The organism is Bradyrhizobium sp. LVM 105 (assembly GCF_003957705.1).
Classification (GTDB): domain Bacteria; phylum Pseudomonadota; class Alphaproteobacteria; order Rhizobiales; family Xanthobacteraceae; genus Bradyrhizobium; species Bradyrhizobium frederickii.
The window spans coordinates 1-16219 of sequence record NZ_QZMV01000007.1; the positions used below are offsets into that span (position 1 = coordinate 1).

At 64.9% G+C, this 16219-nt stretch carries 16 protein-coding genes and 1 pseudogene; 13 read left to right on the forward strand and 4 right to left on the reverse strand.

The window, feature by feature from the left end:
• Positions 1-386: 386 nt before the first annotated feature.
• Positions 387-1473: pseudogene (locus D6B98_RS20370) on the reverse strand (IS256 family transposase); the annotation flags it as partial.
• Positions 1474-1635: 162 nt separating this feature from the next.
• Here D6B98_RS20370 and ybgC point away from each other — a divergent pair.
• The 3 genes from ybgC to D6B98_RS20385 all read left to right on the forward strand — a co-directional run bounded on the left by ybgC (position 1636) and on the right by D6B98_RS20385 (position 3098).
• The gene (gene ybgC, locus D6B98_RS20375) at positions 1636-2079 is read left to right on the forward strand and encodes a tol-pal system-associated acyl-CoA thioesterase (protein ID WP_126258727.1); all 444 of its coding nucleotides are present in this window, start codon (positions 1636-1638) and stop codon (positions 2077-2079) included.
• 20 nt (positions 2080-2099) lie between these two features.
• Entirely contained in the window at positions 2100-2537 is a 438-nt protein-coding gene (locus D6B98_RS20380) for a YbgC/FadM family acyl-CoA thioesterase (protein WP_245481428.1), read from the forward strand.
• A gap of 93 nt (positions 2538-2630) precedes the next feature.
• Positions 2631-3098 carry a nuclear transport factor 2 family protein gene (locus D6B98_RS20385; protein ID WP_126258728.1) on the forward strand — a complete coding sequence of 156 codons (468 nt, stop codon included), beginning with the start codon at positions 2631-2633 and terminating at the stop codon, positions 3096-3098.
• A gap of 109 nt (positions 3099-3207) precedes the next feature.
• On the opposite strand, the gene D6B98_RS20390 is transcribed toward D6B98_RS20385, so the two are convergent.
• Together D6B98_RS20390 and D6B98_RS20395 are read right to left on the reverse strand one after the other, a co-directional pair.
• Positions 3208-3927: a glutamine amidotransferase-related protein gene (locus tag D6B98_RS20390; protein ID WP_126258729.1), complete on the reverse strand. Its 720-nt coding sequence runs from the start codon at positions 3925-3927 to the stop codon at positions 3208-3210.
• A gap of 39 nt (positions 3928-3966) precedes the next feature.
• The gene (locus D6B98_RS20395; RefSeq protein ID WP_126258730.1) at positions 3967-4893 is read right to left on the reverse strand and encodes a LysR family transcriptional regulator; all 927 of its coding nucleotides are present in this window, start codon (positions 4891-4893) and stop codon (positions 3967-3969) included.
• Between the two features lie 151 nt (positions 4894-5044).
• On the opposite strand from D6B98_RS20395, the gene D6B98_RS20400 reads away from it, so the two are divergent.
• The 9 genes from D6B98_RS20400 to D6B98_RS20440 are packed head-to-tail and all read left to right on the forward strand — an operon-like array spanning position 5045 to position 13821.
• Positions 5045-6001: an N-carbamoyl-D-amino-acid hydrolase gene (locus D6B98_RS20400; RefSeq protein WP_126258731.1), complete on the forward strand. Its 957-nt coding sequence runs from the start codon at positions 5045-5047 to the stop codon at positions 5999-6001.
• Between the two features lie 39 nt (positions 6002-6040).
• A complete protein-coding gene (locus D6B98_RS20405; protein ID WP_126258732.1) occupies positions 6041-6868 on the forward strand; it encodes an ABC transporter substrate-binding protein in 828 nt (275 codons plus the stop codon).
• On the forward strand, positions 6865-7722 hold the full coding sequence (locus tag D6B98_RS20410; RefSeq protein ID WP_164718743.1) for an amino acid ABC transporter permease: 858 nt from the start codon (positions 6865-6867) through the stop codon (positions 7720-7722). Before D6B98_RS20405 ends, D6B98_RS20410 begins: the two co-directional genes overlap by 4 nt.
• The gene (locus D6B98_RS20415) at positions 7719-8483 is read left to right on the forward strand and encodes an amino acid ABC transporter ATP-binding protein (RefSeq protein WP_126258734.1); all 765 of its coding nucleotides are present in this window, start codon (positions 7719-7721) and stop codon (positions 8481-8483) included. Before D6B98_RS20410 ends, D6B98_RS20415 begins: the two co-directional genes overlap by 4 nt.
• Before the next feature lie 16 nt (positions 8484-8499).
• On the forward strand, positions 8500-9315 hold the full coding sequence (locus D6B98_RS20420; protein WP_502699906.1) for an ABC transporter substrate-binding protein: 816 nt from the start codon (positions 8500-8502) through the stop codon (positions 9313-9315).
• A complete protein-coding gene (locus D6B98_RS20425; RefSeq protein ID WP_126258736.1) occupies positions 9302-10186 on the forward strand; it encodes a polysaccharide deacetylase family protein in 885 nt (294 codons plus the stop codon). Before D6B98_RS20420 ends, D6B98_RS20425 begins: the two co-directional genes overlap by 14 nt.
• Entirely contained in the window at positions 10183-10833 is a 651-nt protein-coding gene (locus D6B98_RS20430) for an aspartate/glutamate racemase family protein (protein ID WP_126258737.1), read from the forward strand. The genes D6B98_RS20425 and D6B98_RS20430 overlap by 4 nt, the downstream gene beginning before the upstream one ends.
• Positions 10834-10867: 34 nt before the next feature.
• Entirely contained in the window at positions 10868-12451 is a 1584-nt protein-coding gene (locus D6B98_RS20435) for an ABC transporter substrate-binding protein (protein WP_126258738.1), read from the forward strand.
• Complete coding sequence (locus D6B98_RS20440; protein WP_126258739.1) at positions 12448-13821, forward strand: amidohydrolase family protein; 1374 nt, start codon at positions 12448-12450, stop codon at positions 13819-13821. Before D6B98_RS20435 ends, D6B98_RS20440 begins: the two co-directional genes overlap by 4 nt.
• A 162-nt stretch (positions 13822-13983) precedes the next feature.
• On the opposite strand, the gene D6B98_RS20445 is transcribed toward D6B98_RS20440, so the two are convergent.
• Complete coding sequence (locus D6B98_RS20445) at positions 13984-14898, reverse strand: LysR substrate-binding domain-containing protein (RefSeq protein WP_126258740.1); 915 nt, start codon at positions 14896-14898, stop codon at positions 13984-13986.
• 273 nt (positions 14899-15171) lie between these two features.
• On the opposite strand from D6B98_RS20445, the gene D6B98_RS20450 reads away from it, so the two are divergent.
• On the forward strand, positions 15172-16206 hold the full coding sequence (locus D6B98_RS20450) for an ABC transporter substrate-binding protein (RefSeq protein ID WP_164718744.1): 1035 nt from the start codon (positions 15172-15174) through the stop codon (positions 16204-16206).
• The last annotated feature ends 13 nt before the right edge of the window (positions 16207-16219 follow it).

The window sequence follows — 16219 nt, forward strand, 5'->3', positions numbered from 1 at the left end:
TGAAGGCGATCGCCCAGGCTCACGTCAAGACCGACAAGATCGATGCCGGCACGCTCGCCAGTCTGCAGGCGGCCGGGATAGGCAGTCCGGTGACGCTTGCAGCCGACGCATCACGCTTCGCCACGAGGTCACCCGCGCCCAACAACCATAGTCGCGCCTGACGGCAAGTTCTAGCAGGAATGCAGTCCCATTCCACGCCAGCGTGCCGCCGTGCTCGGGCCGGTCAAGGCCAAGCCTTCCGGTGGCCGCAAATGCGGCCAGCCTTGACCGCCCCTGCGCGCGGCGGCTGCGAGATCGGTGGCCGGGACGGAAGAATGGCCCGCAGCGCAGCCGAACAAAAGAATGGACTTACAGCAATCTCCGCAATCGTCGTCTCGGCCATGAAGAAATTGCTTGTCCATCTCATCCGTCGTGCGCAAGTGATCCCAATGCTCGGCAGGGAAGTCGTAGAAGGCCAGCAGCGCGTCGCGGTCCTTGGCGAGGCATTCGACCGCCCGGCCGTACTTGGCGCGATATTTCTCGGCGAAGACGTCGATCGCCGCTTCGGCGGCCGCCCGGCTCGGCGCCCAATAGACCTCGCGCAGGTCCTTCTTCATGTTGGCCTGCACCGAGAGCGGGACCTTGTCCAGGACGTTGACGGTCTTGTGCACCCAGCAGCGCTGGTGCCGCGTGCCGGGAAAGACCTCGTCAAGCGCCTTCCAGAAGCCGAGCGCGCCGTCGCCAACGGCAATTTCCGGGGCGATTTGCAACCCGCGCTGCTTCACGTCGATCAGGCTCACGCCAGCTCTGCGCGCTCTCGCGGACGCCGACCGGAAAGCCGATCAGCTCCTTCTTGCCTTCCGGCGTCGCGCCGATCAGCACCAGCATGCATTCGCCGTGGTCTTCCATGCGCGCCTGCAGGAAGACGCCATCGGCCCACACATACACGTAGCGTCGCGCCGACAGATCGCGCTTTTGCCAGCGCTCATACTCGCCCTGCCACTCGGCCGTCAGCCGGGAGATGACCGCCGCGACAGGTTCGGCGCGTCCTTGTCCAGCAGGGCCGTCAGCGCCTCCTGGAAATCACCGGTCGAGATGCCGCGCAGGTACAGCACCGGCAACAGCGCATCCAGGCTCCTGGTGCGCCGCGCCCACAGTGGCAGGATCGCCGAGCTGAAGCGGATCCGCTCGCCGCCACCGGCCGCCCCGCGGTCCCGAATCTTCGCCCGCGCGACCTCGACCGGTCCGATGCCGGTCGCAATCGTCGGGGCCGATGCCGGTCTGGATCGTCCGCGCCGGGCCGTAACCATGTCGCACGACACGGGCGCGCCCGTCGGCCAGCTTCAAATCCTTCACCGTGGCGAGAAACGTCACGACTTCGACCTCCAAGGCCTGCGCCAGAAGCTGCCGAGCACCAGCTCGCAGAATATTGGTCAGTGGATCGTCGATATCGTCGGGCTGACGAAGGGCAACAATATTGCTAGTCTCGTTCATGGCGTATCGCTCTCCTTGAGAGGTTCTGGCAGGCTTGACACCCGCCTCGATACGCCGCCTATCTCAGTCCGTCATCACCCAGTTTCCCGCATAGCTCCTTGCTGAGGAGGGCGCCTCTGTGCAAGACAACTGGCCCCAGAAGGCATTAATGGGAACCGTTCTGTGACAGTCTCTCTTGATGGCGAAATCCGCGATGGCCGCCATCATATGCAGGTCCGCGTTTATTTCGAAGATACTGACGCCGGCCAGATTGTTTATCACGCGAATTTTTTGCGCTTCATGGAACGCGGCAGAACGAATTACTTGCGCCTACTCGGAACCAACCAGCAAGCGCTGCTCGAGGAAGCGCAGAACGACGCGCCCGGCTTTGCCTTCGTTGTCCGTTCAATGACAATCGATTTTCTAAGACCGGCGGTCTTGGACGACCTGCTCGACGTCGTGACCGTCCCGCAAGAGGTGAGGGGCGCGTCGATCGCCTTGCTGCAGGAATGCAGGCGGGGAGACGATCTCCTAGTCAAGGCGCATGTACGCGTGGCGTTTATCTCAGGCGGAAAGGCGCAGCGGATACCGAAGTCGCTGAGGCTTGCCATGGAAGGGCCTGGATAAATCTTCCCCACGTTCATGCTATGGTCTTCCAGCGACCCAATGAAATCAAGGTGCTCGACTTCTGTTGCGATATCGTCAAACCAGAGTTTTCCGGCATCGTCTATCACGCCAATTACCTGCGCTACATGGAGCGTGGACGCACCAATCATCTGCGACTGATGGGCGCCGAACAGCAGGCGCTGTTCGAGCAGGTGGAGACGGAAGGCGCAGGCTTCGCCTTCGTGGTGCGCTCGATGCATCTGGATTTCCTGAAACCCGCGCGGATGGACGACGTGCTCGACGTCGTGACCTGGCCCGTCGCGGTGAAGGGCGCCTCGATCATGCTGGCGCAGGAGGTGCGGCGCGGTGAAGACGTGCTGGTGAAGGCCGAGGTCCGCGTCGCCTTCATCAGCGGCGGCCGCGCCCAGCCGATCCCGAAATCGATCCGCACGCTGATGAAGGCCGATTTGATTTCGTGATCGCCCGATAAGTGATCGCCTGATTTGTGACGGCCTATCGACTCCGCCAAATGCGGCGATAGATTGCGGCCCCGATCAACCGATGAGGCTACCATGTCGCGCCCGCCGCTTCCGCCCTTCACCCGTGAGACCGCCGCGCAGAAAGCGCGCATGGCCGAGGACGCCTGGAATTCACGCGATCCGGTGCGGGTCTCGCTCGCCTACACCGAGGACAGCCGCTGGCGCAATCGCTCCGAGGTGTTTCAGGGCCGCGAAGCGATCGTCGCCTTCCTCACCCGCAAATGGGAGAAGGAGCAGGATTATCGCCTGATCAAGGACCTCTGGGCCTTCGACGGCAACCGCATCGCGGTGCGCTTCCAGTACGAGTGGCACGATGGCAAAGGCCAGTGGTATCGTTCCTACGGCAACGAGCAGTGGGAGTTCGACGAGCACGGCCTGATGAAGCGGCGCGAGGCGTCGATCAACGACATCATGATCGCCGAGAAGGATCGCCGGTTTCACTGGCCGGCGCCGGGGTCGCGGCCGGCGGATGTGGCGGGCTTGGGAGAGAGCCCGTTCTGAGGTCTCAACCCTCATGGTGAGGAGCCGCGAAGCGGCGTCTCGAACCATGCAGGCCTCGCTGCTGCAGCGGGGCCGCTATCCTTCGAGACGCCCGCCTTTGGCGGGCTCCTCAGGATGAGGCGATGGGTTTGCGCGCCAGAAACCTCGCAATCGCGCCACCGAGCTTCGCGTTGTCCATCGGCTCCGCCAGCGATGCCCTTGCCGTCGCGACGACATCGTCCGGCGCCTTGCCGTCGCGAAGATCGCAGCACACTTGTGCGAACGCGACGTCGAACTCGGGGTGCGGCTGCACGGTCAGCGTCGTGCCGTTGGCATAGAGCAGGCCGGCGTGCGGGGTGAACTCCGACGACAGGATCGTCAGCGCATCGCTCGGGGGCTCGATCACCTGGTCCTGATGCGAGGCGGCGATCGCGACCGCTTCGCCTTCAATGACGCCGTTCTCCGGCAGCACCTGATAGACCTGACGGCCGATGCCCCAGCCTTTCTCCGACTTGCGCACGGTGCCGCCGAGCGCCTGAGCGATTAGCTGGTGGCCGAAGCAGACGCCGACCATCGGCGTCTTGTTGACGTACGCCGTGCGCACGAAATCTTCCAGCGGCGCGATCCAGTCGAGCCCGTCATAGACGCCGGCGGCCGCGCCGGTGATCAGGACGGCCTCGAGCTTGCCCGGATCGGGAAGCGCATCGCCATTCGGGATGCTGATGACCTCGACCGTGGCGGCCGGATCCTCGGCGCGGACCATGCGCTCGAACATCTCGGGAAATGAACCGTGGCGTTCGCGATGCTCTGGAGGAACGAGCCCAGTCTCGATGATCGTGATGCGTGCCATGTGCGCCTCGGGTAGAAGGTTGCGCGTGTGATCCCAAGCTCAGTCGCTTTCTGCCCCATGTTGCTGGTGCGGCGCTGTGCGCTCGAGCAGCGCGCTCTCCTTGCGGACCTCGTTGAGAAAGGCCTTGGCCAGACGCGACAGCGGCTCGGCTTCCGACCACAGCATATAGGCGACCGCCTGCGTCGTCGGCGTGAACGGACGGACGACGAGGCCGCTGCCGCCGTTCTGCCGCGGCGAGAACGGATCGACCACCGCAGCGCCGACGCCGGCGGCCGCGAGCACGCAGGCCGTGTTGCAGTAGCGCACCTCGACAGTCGGCCGGAACGGCGCACCGGCACGGGCAAAGCTGTCGCGCACGGCTTCGCCAAGCCGCGTGCCGCGCTCGAGCCCGATGAAGGGCAGGCCGGAAAGATCGGACGCGGATATCATCGGCCTGTCGGCGAGCGGATGCTGCGGCGGCACCACGCACACCATCTCGCCGGTATGCACCACCTCATGCGCGATGCCGGGATGATGCGTCAGCCCGAGGGCGAAGCCGAGCTCGGCGACGCGGCTGAGCACGCCTTCGATGATACCCTCGTAGCGACGCACGTCGAAGAACACGCGCGTCTCAGGGCGACGGCGCAGGAAGCCTGACAGCGCGGAAGGGATGATGCTGTAGGCGAGCGGCGGGGTCGCCACGATGGCGAGATGCCCGGAGCGGTTCTCGCGCAGATCGCGCACGCGGTTCTCGAGCTTTGCGTGCAAGGCGAAGATCGCTTCGCTCTCCTTGTAGAGCGCCATTGCTTCGGCGGTCGGAAACAGCCGGTTGTTGACGCGCTCGAACAGCGCGAAGCCGGCTTGCGCCTCCATCGTCTTCAGCGCGTTGCTCACCGCGGGCTGCGACAGCGCCAGCTCGTCCGCCGCCGCAACCGTGGTGCGGTGGCGGATGACCGCACGCAGAATCTCGAGCTGACGCAGGTTCATATCACTGCCGATTATACTCAGGGCCAAAACATCATAGCAAAGCGAATTGATTTTGCAGCCCCGCTCGCCCGTAATGGCAGCGGATTTGCGCGTCGCATCAAAGGGTTCATTCGCCCATTGAGGCAGCACTGCGCACAGATTGGAGGCAAACTTGGTTCGTGTCCTTCGCGCCGCCGCCGCTCAGATGGGGCCGACGCAAAAAGCCGATACGCGCGAGCATACGCTGTCGCGGATGCTCGACATGCTGGAGGAGGCGGCTGGTCGGGGTGCGAGCCTTGTGGTGTTTCCAGAACTCGCGTTCACCACCTTCTTCCCGCGCTGGCTGCTCGAAGGCGAGGCGCTCGACCGGTATTTCGAGCGCAGCATGCCGAACCCGGCGGTGGCAAGGCTGTTCGAGCGGGCGCGTGCGCTGCGCGTGGGCTTCTATGTCGGCTATGCCGAGCTGACGCCGGACGGTCGGCGCTACAACTGCTCTATCCTGGTCGATCGCGACGGCGAGATTCTCGGCCGCTACCGCAAGGTGCATCTTCCCGGGTCGGTCGAGCCGCGTCCGGGCGCGCGCTACCAGCAGCTCGAGAAGCGCTATTTCGAATATGGCGATCTCGGCTTTCCCGCCTTCCGCGCCGGCTCGTCCTGGGCCCATGCCATCATGGGCATGATGATCTGCAACGATCGGCGCTGGCCGGAATCCTGGCGCGTGCTCGGCCTGCAAGGCGTCGAGCTCGTCTGCATCGGCTACAATTCGGCGGCCTACGACCCCAACGGCGGCACGACCGAAGACGGAGCCTTGCGCACCTTCCACTCGACGCTGGTGACGCAGGCCAACGCCTACATGAACGCGACCTGGGCGATCTCGGTGGCGAAGGCGGGCGAGGAGGACGGCTCCGGGCTGATCGGCGGCTCCTGCATCGTCGATCCCAACGGCCGCATCGTCGCGCAGGCGCAGACGCTGGCCGACGAAGTGATCGTGGCCGACATCGATCTCGACCTCTGCCGCCAGGGCAAGGACAAGATGTTCAATTTCGCCGCCCATCGGCGGCCCGAGCAGTACAGGGTGATCATCGAGCGCGCCGGCGTCATCGAGCCGGCCGTTCTCGACGCAGATTGATTTCAAACGGCCGATCGCACCGTTGGCAAAGGAGCTGACATGACACGCCTCTCGCATTTGCTTGCCTTCGCAGCGTTGGCTGCCGTGACGTCGGCGCAGGCGGCCGAGCTTCCGGCGGAGATCAAGCAGGCCGGCATGCTGAAGCTCACGGTCAATTCCACCTACGCGCCGATGGAATATCGCGATCCCGCGACCAACGAGCTGGTCGGGCTCGACATCGATCTCGCTAAAGAACTTGCCAAGCGGCTCGGCGGGCTGAAGATCGCCTGGAGCGAGACGCCGTTCGCCGAGCTGATCCCCTCGCTCCAGACCAAGCGCGCCGACTTCATCATCTCCGGCATCTCCGATCGCGCCTCGCGGCGCGAGACCGCCGATTTCGTCGACTACCTCGCAACCGGCCCGCAGTTCTTCGTGATGGCGGAGAGCGGGGCCAAGGATGCGACCGATCTCTGCGGCAAGAAGGTCGGTACCACCCGCAGCACCAGCTTTCCGGTCGAGATCGAGAAGTGGAGCAAGCAGAATTGCGAGCCGGCCGGCAAGCCGGCGATCCAGTATGTTCCGGGCGAGAACTCGATCGACGTCCGCAACCAGCTCAAGCAGGGCCGCATCGACGCCGCCGTGCAGGGCAGCGAGACGCTGCCTTACGCCCAGACGCAGGAGCCCGGCAAATACCGCGTCGTCGGCGAGCCCTTTGCCAGGGGCTATCAGGGCATCATGTTCCGCAAGGACGATGCGGCCTTGCGCGAGGTCGTGACGGAGAAGCTCGCGGCGATGATCGCTGACGGCTCGTACAAGGCCATTCTCGACAAATGGGGCTTGGGGACCAATGCAGTCGCCCAGCCCATGCTGAACGCGGCGCCGCAATGAAGCCGGCGCCGGCACTCGCGGAAGGATTTCCCGATCTGTCGGGCCTGCGGATCGCGCGCGAGCCGCATTGGTTTCGCTGGATCAGCGCGGCCCTGATCGTGCTCGTGCTGGCGGCGATCGCGCGCGCCTTTGCGAATGGCCAGATCGAATGGTCCTATGTGAACCGCTTCCTGACCGCAAAGGTCATCCTCGAAGGCATCGTCAACACCATGGTGATGGCGGTGCTGGCGATGATGCTCGGCATCTTTCTCGGCATCGTCGTCGCGATCATGCGGCTGTCGCCCAATCCGGTGCTGAAGACGGTGGCGGCCGGCTACACTTGGCTGTTCCGCGGCACGCCGCTGATCCTGCAGCTGCTGTTGTGGTTCAATCTCGCGCTGGTGTTCCCGACCATCGGCATCCCCGGCCTGTGGTCCGCACGCGCCGTCGACGTCATGACGCCGTTCCTTGCCGCCTTGCTTGGGCTCGGCATTAACCAGGGTGCCTACACCTCCGAAGTGATGCGCGCCGGCATGCTGTCGGTTGACATCGGGCAATATGAGGCGGCGCAGGCGATCGGCATGGGGCGGCTGCGCGCGCTGCGCCGGATCGTGCTGCCGCAGGCGATGCGCGTGGTGATTCCGCCGCTCGGCAACGAGTTCATCGGAATGGTGAAGGCGACCTCGCTCGCGAGCGTGATCCAGTATCCGGAGCTGCTGCACAATGCCGAGAACATCTATTACGCCAACTCCCGCGTGATCGAGCTCCTGATCGTCGCCGGGCTCTGGTACCTGCTCGTGGTCTCGATCCTGACCCCGCTCCAGATGTTGCTCGAACGCCGCTTTGCACGCGGCACATTGCGGCTGGCGCGATGACAAAACCGCTCGTCGCGATCCGCTCCGTAGCCAAGAACTTTGGAGAGTTTCAGGCTCTCAAGAACGTCTCGCTCGACGTCTGGCCCGGCGAGGTGATGTGCCTGATCGGCGCCTCCGGGTCCGGCAAGACGACGCTGCTCCGCTGCATCAACCAGCTTGCCACGATCGATGCCGGCGGCATCTGGCTCGACGGCGAGCTGCTCGGGGTGCGCGAGCAGGGCGGAAAACTCCATCGCCTGAGCGAGCGCGAGATCGGGCGGCAGCGGCTCAAGACCGGCATGGTGTTCCAGCGCTTCAACCTGTTTCCGCACAAGACCGCGCTGGAGAACATCACGGAAGGTCCAACCCAGGTGCAGGGACGCAAGTTGGACGAGGTGCGCGCCGAGGCGATCGAACTGCTTCGTCGCGTCGGGCTGGCGGCCAAGGCGGATTCCTATCCAGCGCAACTCTCCGGCGGCCAGCAGCAGCGCGTCGCGATCGCGCGGGCCCTCGCCATGAAGCCGATGCTGATGCTGTTTGACGAGCCCACCAGCGCGCTCGATCCCGAGCTCGTCGGCGAGGTGCTCGCGGTCATGAGGGAATTGGCGAAGAGCGGCATGACCATGATGGTGGTGACGCACGAGCTCGGCTTCGCCCGGGAGGTCGCCGACCGCGTCGTCTACATGGATCAGGGCGCGATCGTCGAGCAGGGTCGCGCCTCCGACGTGTTGGGCGCGCCACGCGAGGAGCGCACCAAGGCATTTCTTTCGGCAGTGATCTGACATTGGGGGTATGATGATGAAGAGATTCTTGCTTGCGGCGGTGTTCCTGGGCGTCATGAGCGCGTCGGCGATGGCGGCCGAATTGCCGCCTGAGATCGCCAAGCGCGGCAGCCTCAAAGTGGCGATCGTGCCGAACTACCCGCCGATGGAATTCCGCGATCCCGCCACCAACGCGCTCTCCGGTTTCGACGTCGATCTCGGCGAAGCCATCGGCCGCAAGCTCGGCGTCAAGATCGAATGGACCGAGACCAGCTTTGCCGAGTTCATGCCTTCGATCTCGACGGGGCGGGTGGATGCCATCCTGTCCGGCTTCACCGACTATGCGAGCCGGCACGAGGTCGCGACCTTCGTCGATTATTTGCGCAGCGGCCCGCAGTTCTTCGTGCAACACTCGCGCAAGGCGGAATTCAAGGATGCGATGTCGCTGTGCGGCAAGAAGGTCGGCTCCAGCCGCCGTACCATGTTCCCGGCGCAGATCGCGGCGTGGAGCGAGAAGAACTGCGGCAGCAATCCGATCCAGGTCGTCGGCACCGACGGCTCGGCCGATGCGCGCACTCAGCTGAGGCAAGGCCGCATCGATGCCGCCGCCCAGGGCAACGAGACGCTGCCCTACATCATGGACCTCGAGCCCAATACCTATGCGACCGTGGGCGAGCCCATCGCGCAGCAATTCACCGGCATTGCCCTACCGGTGAAGGAGAAGGCATTGCAGCAAGCAATGCTGGAGGCGGTCGACGCGCTGATTGCGGACGGCACCTACAAGGCGCTGCTGGCGAAGTGGAAATTGAGCGACAACGCAATCGAGAAGGCGACCATCAATGCTGGACAGTAAGGCACTCCGGAGCATCCCGCTCGTTCCGGCCAACACCGCGGATCCCGCGCCCGACTATCCCTGGCCGAAGCCGTACACATCCGCGATGTTCCTGTCGTTCGACGTGGACGCCGAGAGTGCCTGGACCAGCAAGGACGCGTTGCATGCGCAGCGGCTGATCACCATGAGCTATGGCGGCTATGAGGCGCGGGTCGGCACGCCGAAGCTTTTGGAGCTGCTCGACCAGCTCGATCTCAAGGCGACGTTCTTCGTCACGGGCTGGTCGGTCGATGCGCATCCGGCGATGGCGGAATCGATCTTGAAGGCCGGCCATGAGATCGGCCATCACGGCTATCACCATCTGCTGCCGGATCCCGGCGATCCCTGGATCGAGGAGGAGCTGGAGCGCGGCTTCGAGGCGCTGAAGCGCCGGCTCGGCGTCAGGCCGACCGGCTATCGCGCGCCCTACGGCGAGTTCACCGAGGAGCTGCGCGTGGCACTGGTGCGCCACGGCATCGTCTACACGTCCTCGTTCCGCGACGACGTCAGGCCCTATCGCCATCGTCTCGCCGACGGCAAGCCCGGCACGATCGAGCTGCCGGTGACGGCGAGCTATGACGACTGGATGCACGGCCTGTCCGCCCGTTTCAGCCCGCGTTCGATCTTCCCGAAAGAGCATGTGCTCTCGATGTGGAGGGACGAGCTCGACGAGGTCCGCGACTGGGGCGCGATGGTCACGACGGTGCTGCATCCGCAATGCAGTGGCCGCCCGATGCGGCTGCGTCTGCTGCGCGAGTTCCTGACCTACGCTAGGTCGTGCCCGGATGTCTGGATCACGACCGGCGAGAAGATCGCGGAAAACTTCCTGCGCCACGAGGCCGGCAACCGTTGACCCGCATCCTCGTCATCAACCCGAACTCCTCCGCGTCGGTGACGGCGGCGATCGACGACGCGGTCGCGCCGTTGCGTATAACCGGCGGGCCTGAGATCGAGGTGGTTGGCCTTGCCGAGGGGCCGCCGGGCATCAGCTCGCAGCGAGATGCCGACAGCGTCGTCATGCCGCTGGTGACCCGCGTCACGCGCGACGATGCCAATGCCTTCGTGCTCGCCTGCTTCAGCGATCCCGGCCTGCATGCGGTGCGCGAGGCGGCCGGCGGGCGCCCGGTGCTGGGTATCGCCGAATGCGGCATCTTTCGCGCGCTGATGCTGGGCGAACGTTTTGGCGTCATCGCGCTGTCGCCGTCGAGCATCCGCCGCCAGCAGCGCATGGTGCGGGTCATGGGCGTTGACAGCCGCTATGCCGGGAGCTGGTCGGTCGGCGCGAGCGCGGCGGAGACGGCCGGTGCGGATATCCGTGGTCGCCTGATCGAAGCCGGCCATGCCCTGGTCACGCAATGCCGCGCCGACGTCGTTGTGATGGGCTGCGCCGGCATGGCCTCGCACCGTGCGGCGATTGCGGAAGCGATCGGCGTGCCCGTGATCGAACCGGCGCAGCAGGCCGTCGCGGCCGCGTTGGGTGCGGTGCTGTTGAACCACTGAACGAATGCATCTGTCCCTTTAGGAGCTCCTCGCAATGCCCATCTCCCGCCGCTCGCTCCTCAAGGCGGCCGCAACCATGCCGGCGCTGTCGTTGCCGGGTGTCGTACGCGCCGAAGCGCAGAGCACCTTGCGCTTCATTCCCGTCATCGATCTCGCCTTCGTCGATCCCATCTACTCCACCGCGCAGGTGTCGCGAAACCACGGCTTCATGGTTTACGACACTCTCTATGGCATGAGCTCGTCGCTCCAGGTGTCGCCGCAGATGCTGTCGGGCCATGTCGTCTCCGCTGACGGGCTGCAATGGGATCTCACATTGCGCGACGGCCTGTTCTGGCACGACGGCGAGCGCGTGCTCGCGCGCGACTGCGTCGCCAGCATCCGCCGCTGGGCGGCCCGCGACGGCTTTGGCGGCGAGTTGTTGGAGGCGACGGCCGAACTGCTGGCTGCCGACGATCGCACCATCCGTTTTCGCCTCAAGCGCCCGTTCCCGCTGCTGCCGCAGGCGCTCGGCAAGGCCGCGATCAATGCCTGCTTCATGATGCCGGAGCGGCTGGCAAGCCAGGATCCGTTCAAGCCGCTGACCGAAGTGATCGGCAGCGGCCCGTTCCGCTATCTCGCCGACGAGCGCGTGCAGGGCGCCCGCAACGCCTATGCCAAATTCGAGCGCTACCAGCCGCGCACGGACGGCAGACCGGATTGGACGGCGGGTCCGAAGATCGTGCACTACGACCGCGTGGTCTGGACCACCACGCCTGATGCCGGCACCGGCGTCGCCGCGCTCCAGACCGGCGAGCAAGATTGGCAGGAGACCACGCCGCATGATCTGTTGCCGGTGATCAAGGCTGCCGGCGACATCGAGACGCGTATCCTCGATCGCCGCGGCTACGCCTGCATGCTGCGCCTCAATCACCTGCAGCCGCCGTTTGACAATCCCGCCATCCGGCGTGCCCTGCTGGGTGCGATCGACCAGTCCGCGTTCATGACCGCGGTCGCCGGCACCGATCCGGCCTTTCAGGTCTCGCCGATCGGCTTCTTCGCGCCCGGCACGCCGATGGCGACCGACGTTGGCCTCGATGTGTTCCGTGGCCCGCGTGACTACGCCAAGGTGAAGGCCGATCTGAAAGCCGCCGGTTACAACGGCGAGAAGATCGTGGTGCTGGTCCCAACCAACTCGCTGGCGCAGAAGCCGCTTGGCGAGATCGCGGTTGATAGCTTGCGTAAGGCCGGCATGAACGTCGAATATGCCGGACTCGATTTCGCCGTCGTATTGCAGCGCCAGCTCAAGAAGGACCCGATCGGACAGGGCGGCTGGAGCGCGGCGGTCGGCAATTGGCAGGGCATCGACTGGCTCAACCCGGCCGGCAACACCAACATCCGCGGCGAAGGCAAGGTCGCCGGCTGGTACGCGAGCGAGAAGATGGGGCCGTTGCGCAGCCAGTGGCTTGCGGCCTCCGAGCTCGCGGAGCAGCAACGCATCTGCCGCGAGATCCAGGCGGTCGCGTTCGAGGAAATCCCCTATATTCCGATCGGCCTGTACAAACAGCCGACCGCCTATCGCAAGGCCATCACCGGCATTCTCGACGGCACCGCCGTCTTCTGGAACGTGCGCCCCGCATGAGCACCACAGCAATTTTCGGCAGCTATGTGCTGTCACGGAAGGACGGCGCGCAGGATGTGCTGCGCGACCATTGGGTCCTGGTCGAGGACAAAAGGATCGCGGCAATCACACGCGACAGGCCCAGCGCGGACCAGGTCCATGATCGTCCGGGCCGGTTCGTGCTGCCGGGCCTCTTGAACCTGCACAATCACTGCTTCTCCGAGGCGGTCGCGCGCAGCCACACCGAAGACGGCAATGGCCGCCGCAATAACCAGAGCATCGTCTATACGGTGCTGCTGCCGCTGACGAAACGCGGGGCCGACATCTTGTCGGCGGAAGAGCGGCTCGCGGTGGCACGGCTCGGCATTCTCCAACTCCTGAAGGGCGGCGCCACCACGGTGATGGAGCCGTTCCGCAATTCGATTCCGGAAATGTTCGACGCGGCGGAGGAGATGGGCATCCGCTTCTACGGCGCGCCCTATCTGTTCTCCACATCCGACGCCAAAGCGGGCCCGGACGGTATCGTGCACTATTCCGGCGATGACGGCGCCAAGGACATGGCGATCTGGGATGCACTCTACCAGCGCTGGCACAATCGCGGCGACGGCCGCATCAGCCTTGCGATGAGCCCGCACGCCACAGACACCTGCGGTCCTGATCTGCTGAAAGCATGCGCCACCCGGGCGCGCGAGCTCGGGGTGCCCATCACGACGCACATGGCGCAGAGCCGCGCCGAGGTCGAGACCATCGGCAAGCGCTATGGCGGCCGCACGCCGGCGCAATATCTGGACTGGCTCGGCCTGCTCGCGCCCGACCTCATGGCGGCACATTGCATGTTCAGCAGCGACGACGACCTCAAGCTGATGGCCGCGCGTGGCATGACCGTGCTGAACTGCCCGCGCGTCTTCGCGCGCGCCGGCATCACCGCTGCCTTCAGCCGCTTCGCCGGCCACGGTGTGCGCACCGTGGTCGGCACCGATGGCTACAACATGGACCTGCTCGGCGAACTCAATGCCGCCTCACTGATCTCAAAGATCACCTCGGCGCGTCCCGACGTCGCGAACTCGCCGGAGCTGATCGAAGCGAACACGGCTGTCGCCGCCGATGTCATCAAGCGCCCGGATCTCGGGCGCATCGAGCCGGGCGCCACCGCCGATCTCACCGTTGTCGATCTCACCCATCCGCATCTTCAGCCGCTGTTCGATCCCCGCCGCGCGCTGATCGCGCTCGCCAACCGCGCCAATATCGATCAGGTCATGGTCGACGGTCGTGTGCTGATCGATGCCGGCCGCTATCTCGGAGCCGACGAAGCTGCGATCACCGCGGCCGGCACCGCCGCGATCGGCAAGATCTGGGACCTGCCGGAAGCGCAGGCCGCGTTCAACGGCTAAAGAAGGTGCGCTCCCTCTCCCGTTTGCGGGAGAGGGTAGGGGAGAGGGTTCTCTCAGCACAGGGGCACTCCCAATGAGGAGAGAGCCCCCACCCGGCGCTCCGCGCCGACCTCCCCGCAAGCGGGAGAGGTTGCAGCGAGCCCGGGGCGAGCGTGATTCAACTCAATGCGTTTCGGCAGCGTCCTCGAATTCGACCAACGCCTTGCGCATGGTTTCGACCAGATCGAGCGCCACCGGCGACGGACTGCGCTGTGCCGGAAAGACGGCGGAGAATTCGAAGTCGATGCGTGGCAGGAAGCGACGCGCGACCACGCCGCGGGTGGCGAATTCCCGCGCGGTGAAAGGGTCGCAGATCGCGACGCCAAGCCCTGACGACACCATGCCGCACATGATCTCCGACAACGTGGTCTCGACCCTGAGCACGCGGCGGACCTCGTGACGATTGAAGACCTGGTCGACGAGATGCCGGCTCGATGATCCCGCCGACAGCGAGATGAACGTCTCGCCTTCGAAATCGCGCGGCTCCAGGACTTCCTTCTCCGCGAGGCGATGACCGGTCGGCAGCACCGCGACGCGCGCCGGCGCCGGCAGCCGCAGGCTCGGCAGGCCGGAATGGGCGATCGGCACCTCGGCAAAGCCGATGTCGCATTGATTGTTCAGAACCCAATCGACCACGATCGGAGAGATCACGCCGAAGAAAGCGAGATTGAGGTTCGGCCGCTCCTGCAGAAAGTGCCCGGCCAGGCGCGGCAAAAAGCCGTTCGCAAGCGCCGGGAGCGCGGCGATGCGCAGCGAGCCGGTGCGGCGGCCGCGGATTTCCTCGGCTGCCGCCGTGATGCGCTCGAGGCCGACGAACGAGCGCTCGACCTCGGTATAAAGCGCCATCGCCGCCGCGGTCGGCACCAGGCCGGTGCCGCGCCGCTCGAACAGCTCCATCTTCAACAGCGCCTGGAAGTCGCGCAGCAACCGGCTGACCGCAGGCTGCGTCACCACCATCAGCTTCGCAGCCTCCGTGACGCTGCCGGTCAGCATCATCGCGCGGAAGGCCTCTACCTGCCGCGAATTAATCCGCGCCATCCCATCGTCCAATCATAACATTTCGGCATGCAGAGGGTGCCATTATTCATTGGACGATGGAAGTATAGGTCTGCGATCTTTTTCATCAGAGCTGGAGCCAGCTCGCTTTTTCGGCAGATTGGAGGCGTTCAAACCTCCAAATCGCGCCAAAACCCGCCGAGCAGGGGCCGGAGCCCTGATCTGAGAGGGATTTGCGCGGAAGAAAATGCGGAAGGCGCCCCAGCCGGAGATTTGTCGGCACGTCACCTCATTCCGGTATGGAGATCGGTCCACATGAAGACTTTTCGCCTTCTGACCGCGGTCAGCATCGCAGCACTCATTGCCGCCCCGTCGGCCGCCTCGGCCCAGCAAAAGACGCTCTATGTCGCCGGCTACGGCGGCTCGTTCGAGAAAACGATTCGCGACGAGGTGATCCCGGCGTTCGAAAAGGAGAACGGCGTCAAGGTGGAATACGTCGCCGGCAATTCCACCGATACGCTGGCCAAGCTCCAGGCGCAGAAGGGCAACCAGCAGATCGACGTCGCCATCGTCGACGACGGCCCGATGTACCAGGCGATCCAGCTCGGCTTCTGCGGCAAGCTCGACGGCCTGCCCGCCGACCTCTACGACACCGCGCGCTTCAAGGACGATCGTGCCGTCGCCATCGGCATCGTCGCGACCGGCCTGATGTACAACACCAAGGTGTTCAAGGAGAAAGGCTGGGCGCCGCCGACCTCCTGGAACGATCTGAAGGACACCAAATACGCCAAGCAGCTCGTGATCCCGCCGATCAACAACACTTACGGTCTCGAAGCGCTGGTGATGTTGTCGAAGATGAACGGCGGCGGCGAGACCAACGTCGATTCGGGCTTCAAGATCTTCAAGGAACAGATCAATCCGAACGTGCTCGCCTATGAGCCGTCGCCGGGCAAGATGACCGAGCTGTTCCAGTCCGGCCAGGCCGTGATCGCGGTGTGGGGCACCGGCCGCGTGCAGAGCTTCGCCAATACCGGCTTCCCCGTCGACTTCGTCTATCCCAAGGAAGGCGCAGCGACGCTGCTGACCACGGCGTGTCCGATCAACAAGCCCAATGCTTCGCCGCTCGCGGCGAGCTTCGTCAAGATGCTGCTCGACCCGAAAATCCAGCTCGTGATGCTGAAGGATTACGGCTACGGCCCGGTGCTGAAGTCGCTGGTGATCCCGCCCGAGCTCGGCAAGATGGCGCCGATCGGCGAGCGTGCGGCGAAGCTCTATAATCCGGACTGGACCGTCATCAACGAGAAGCGCGAGGAGTGGACCAAGCGCTGGAATCGCGAGGTCGAGCGCTGATCTGATCGTTCGC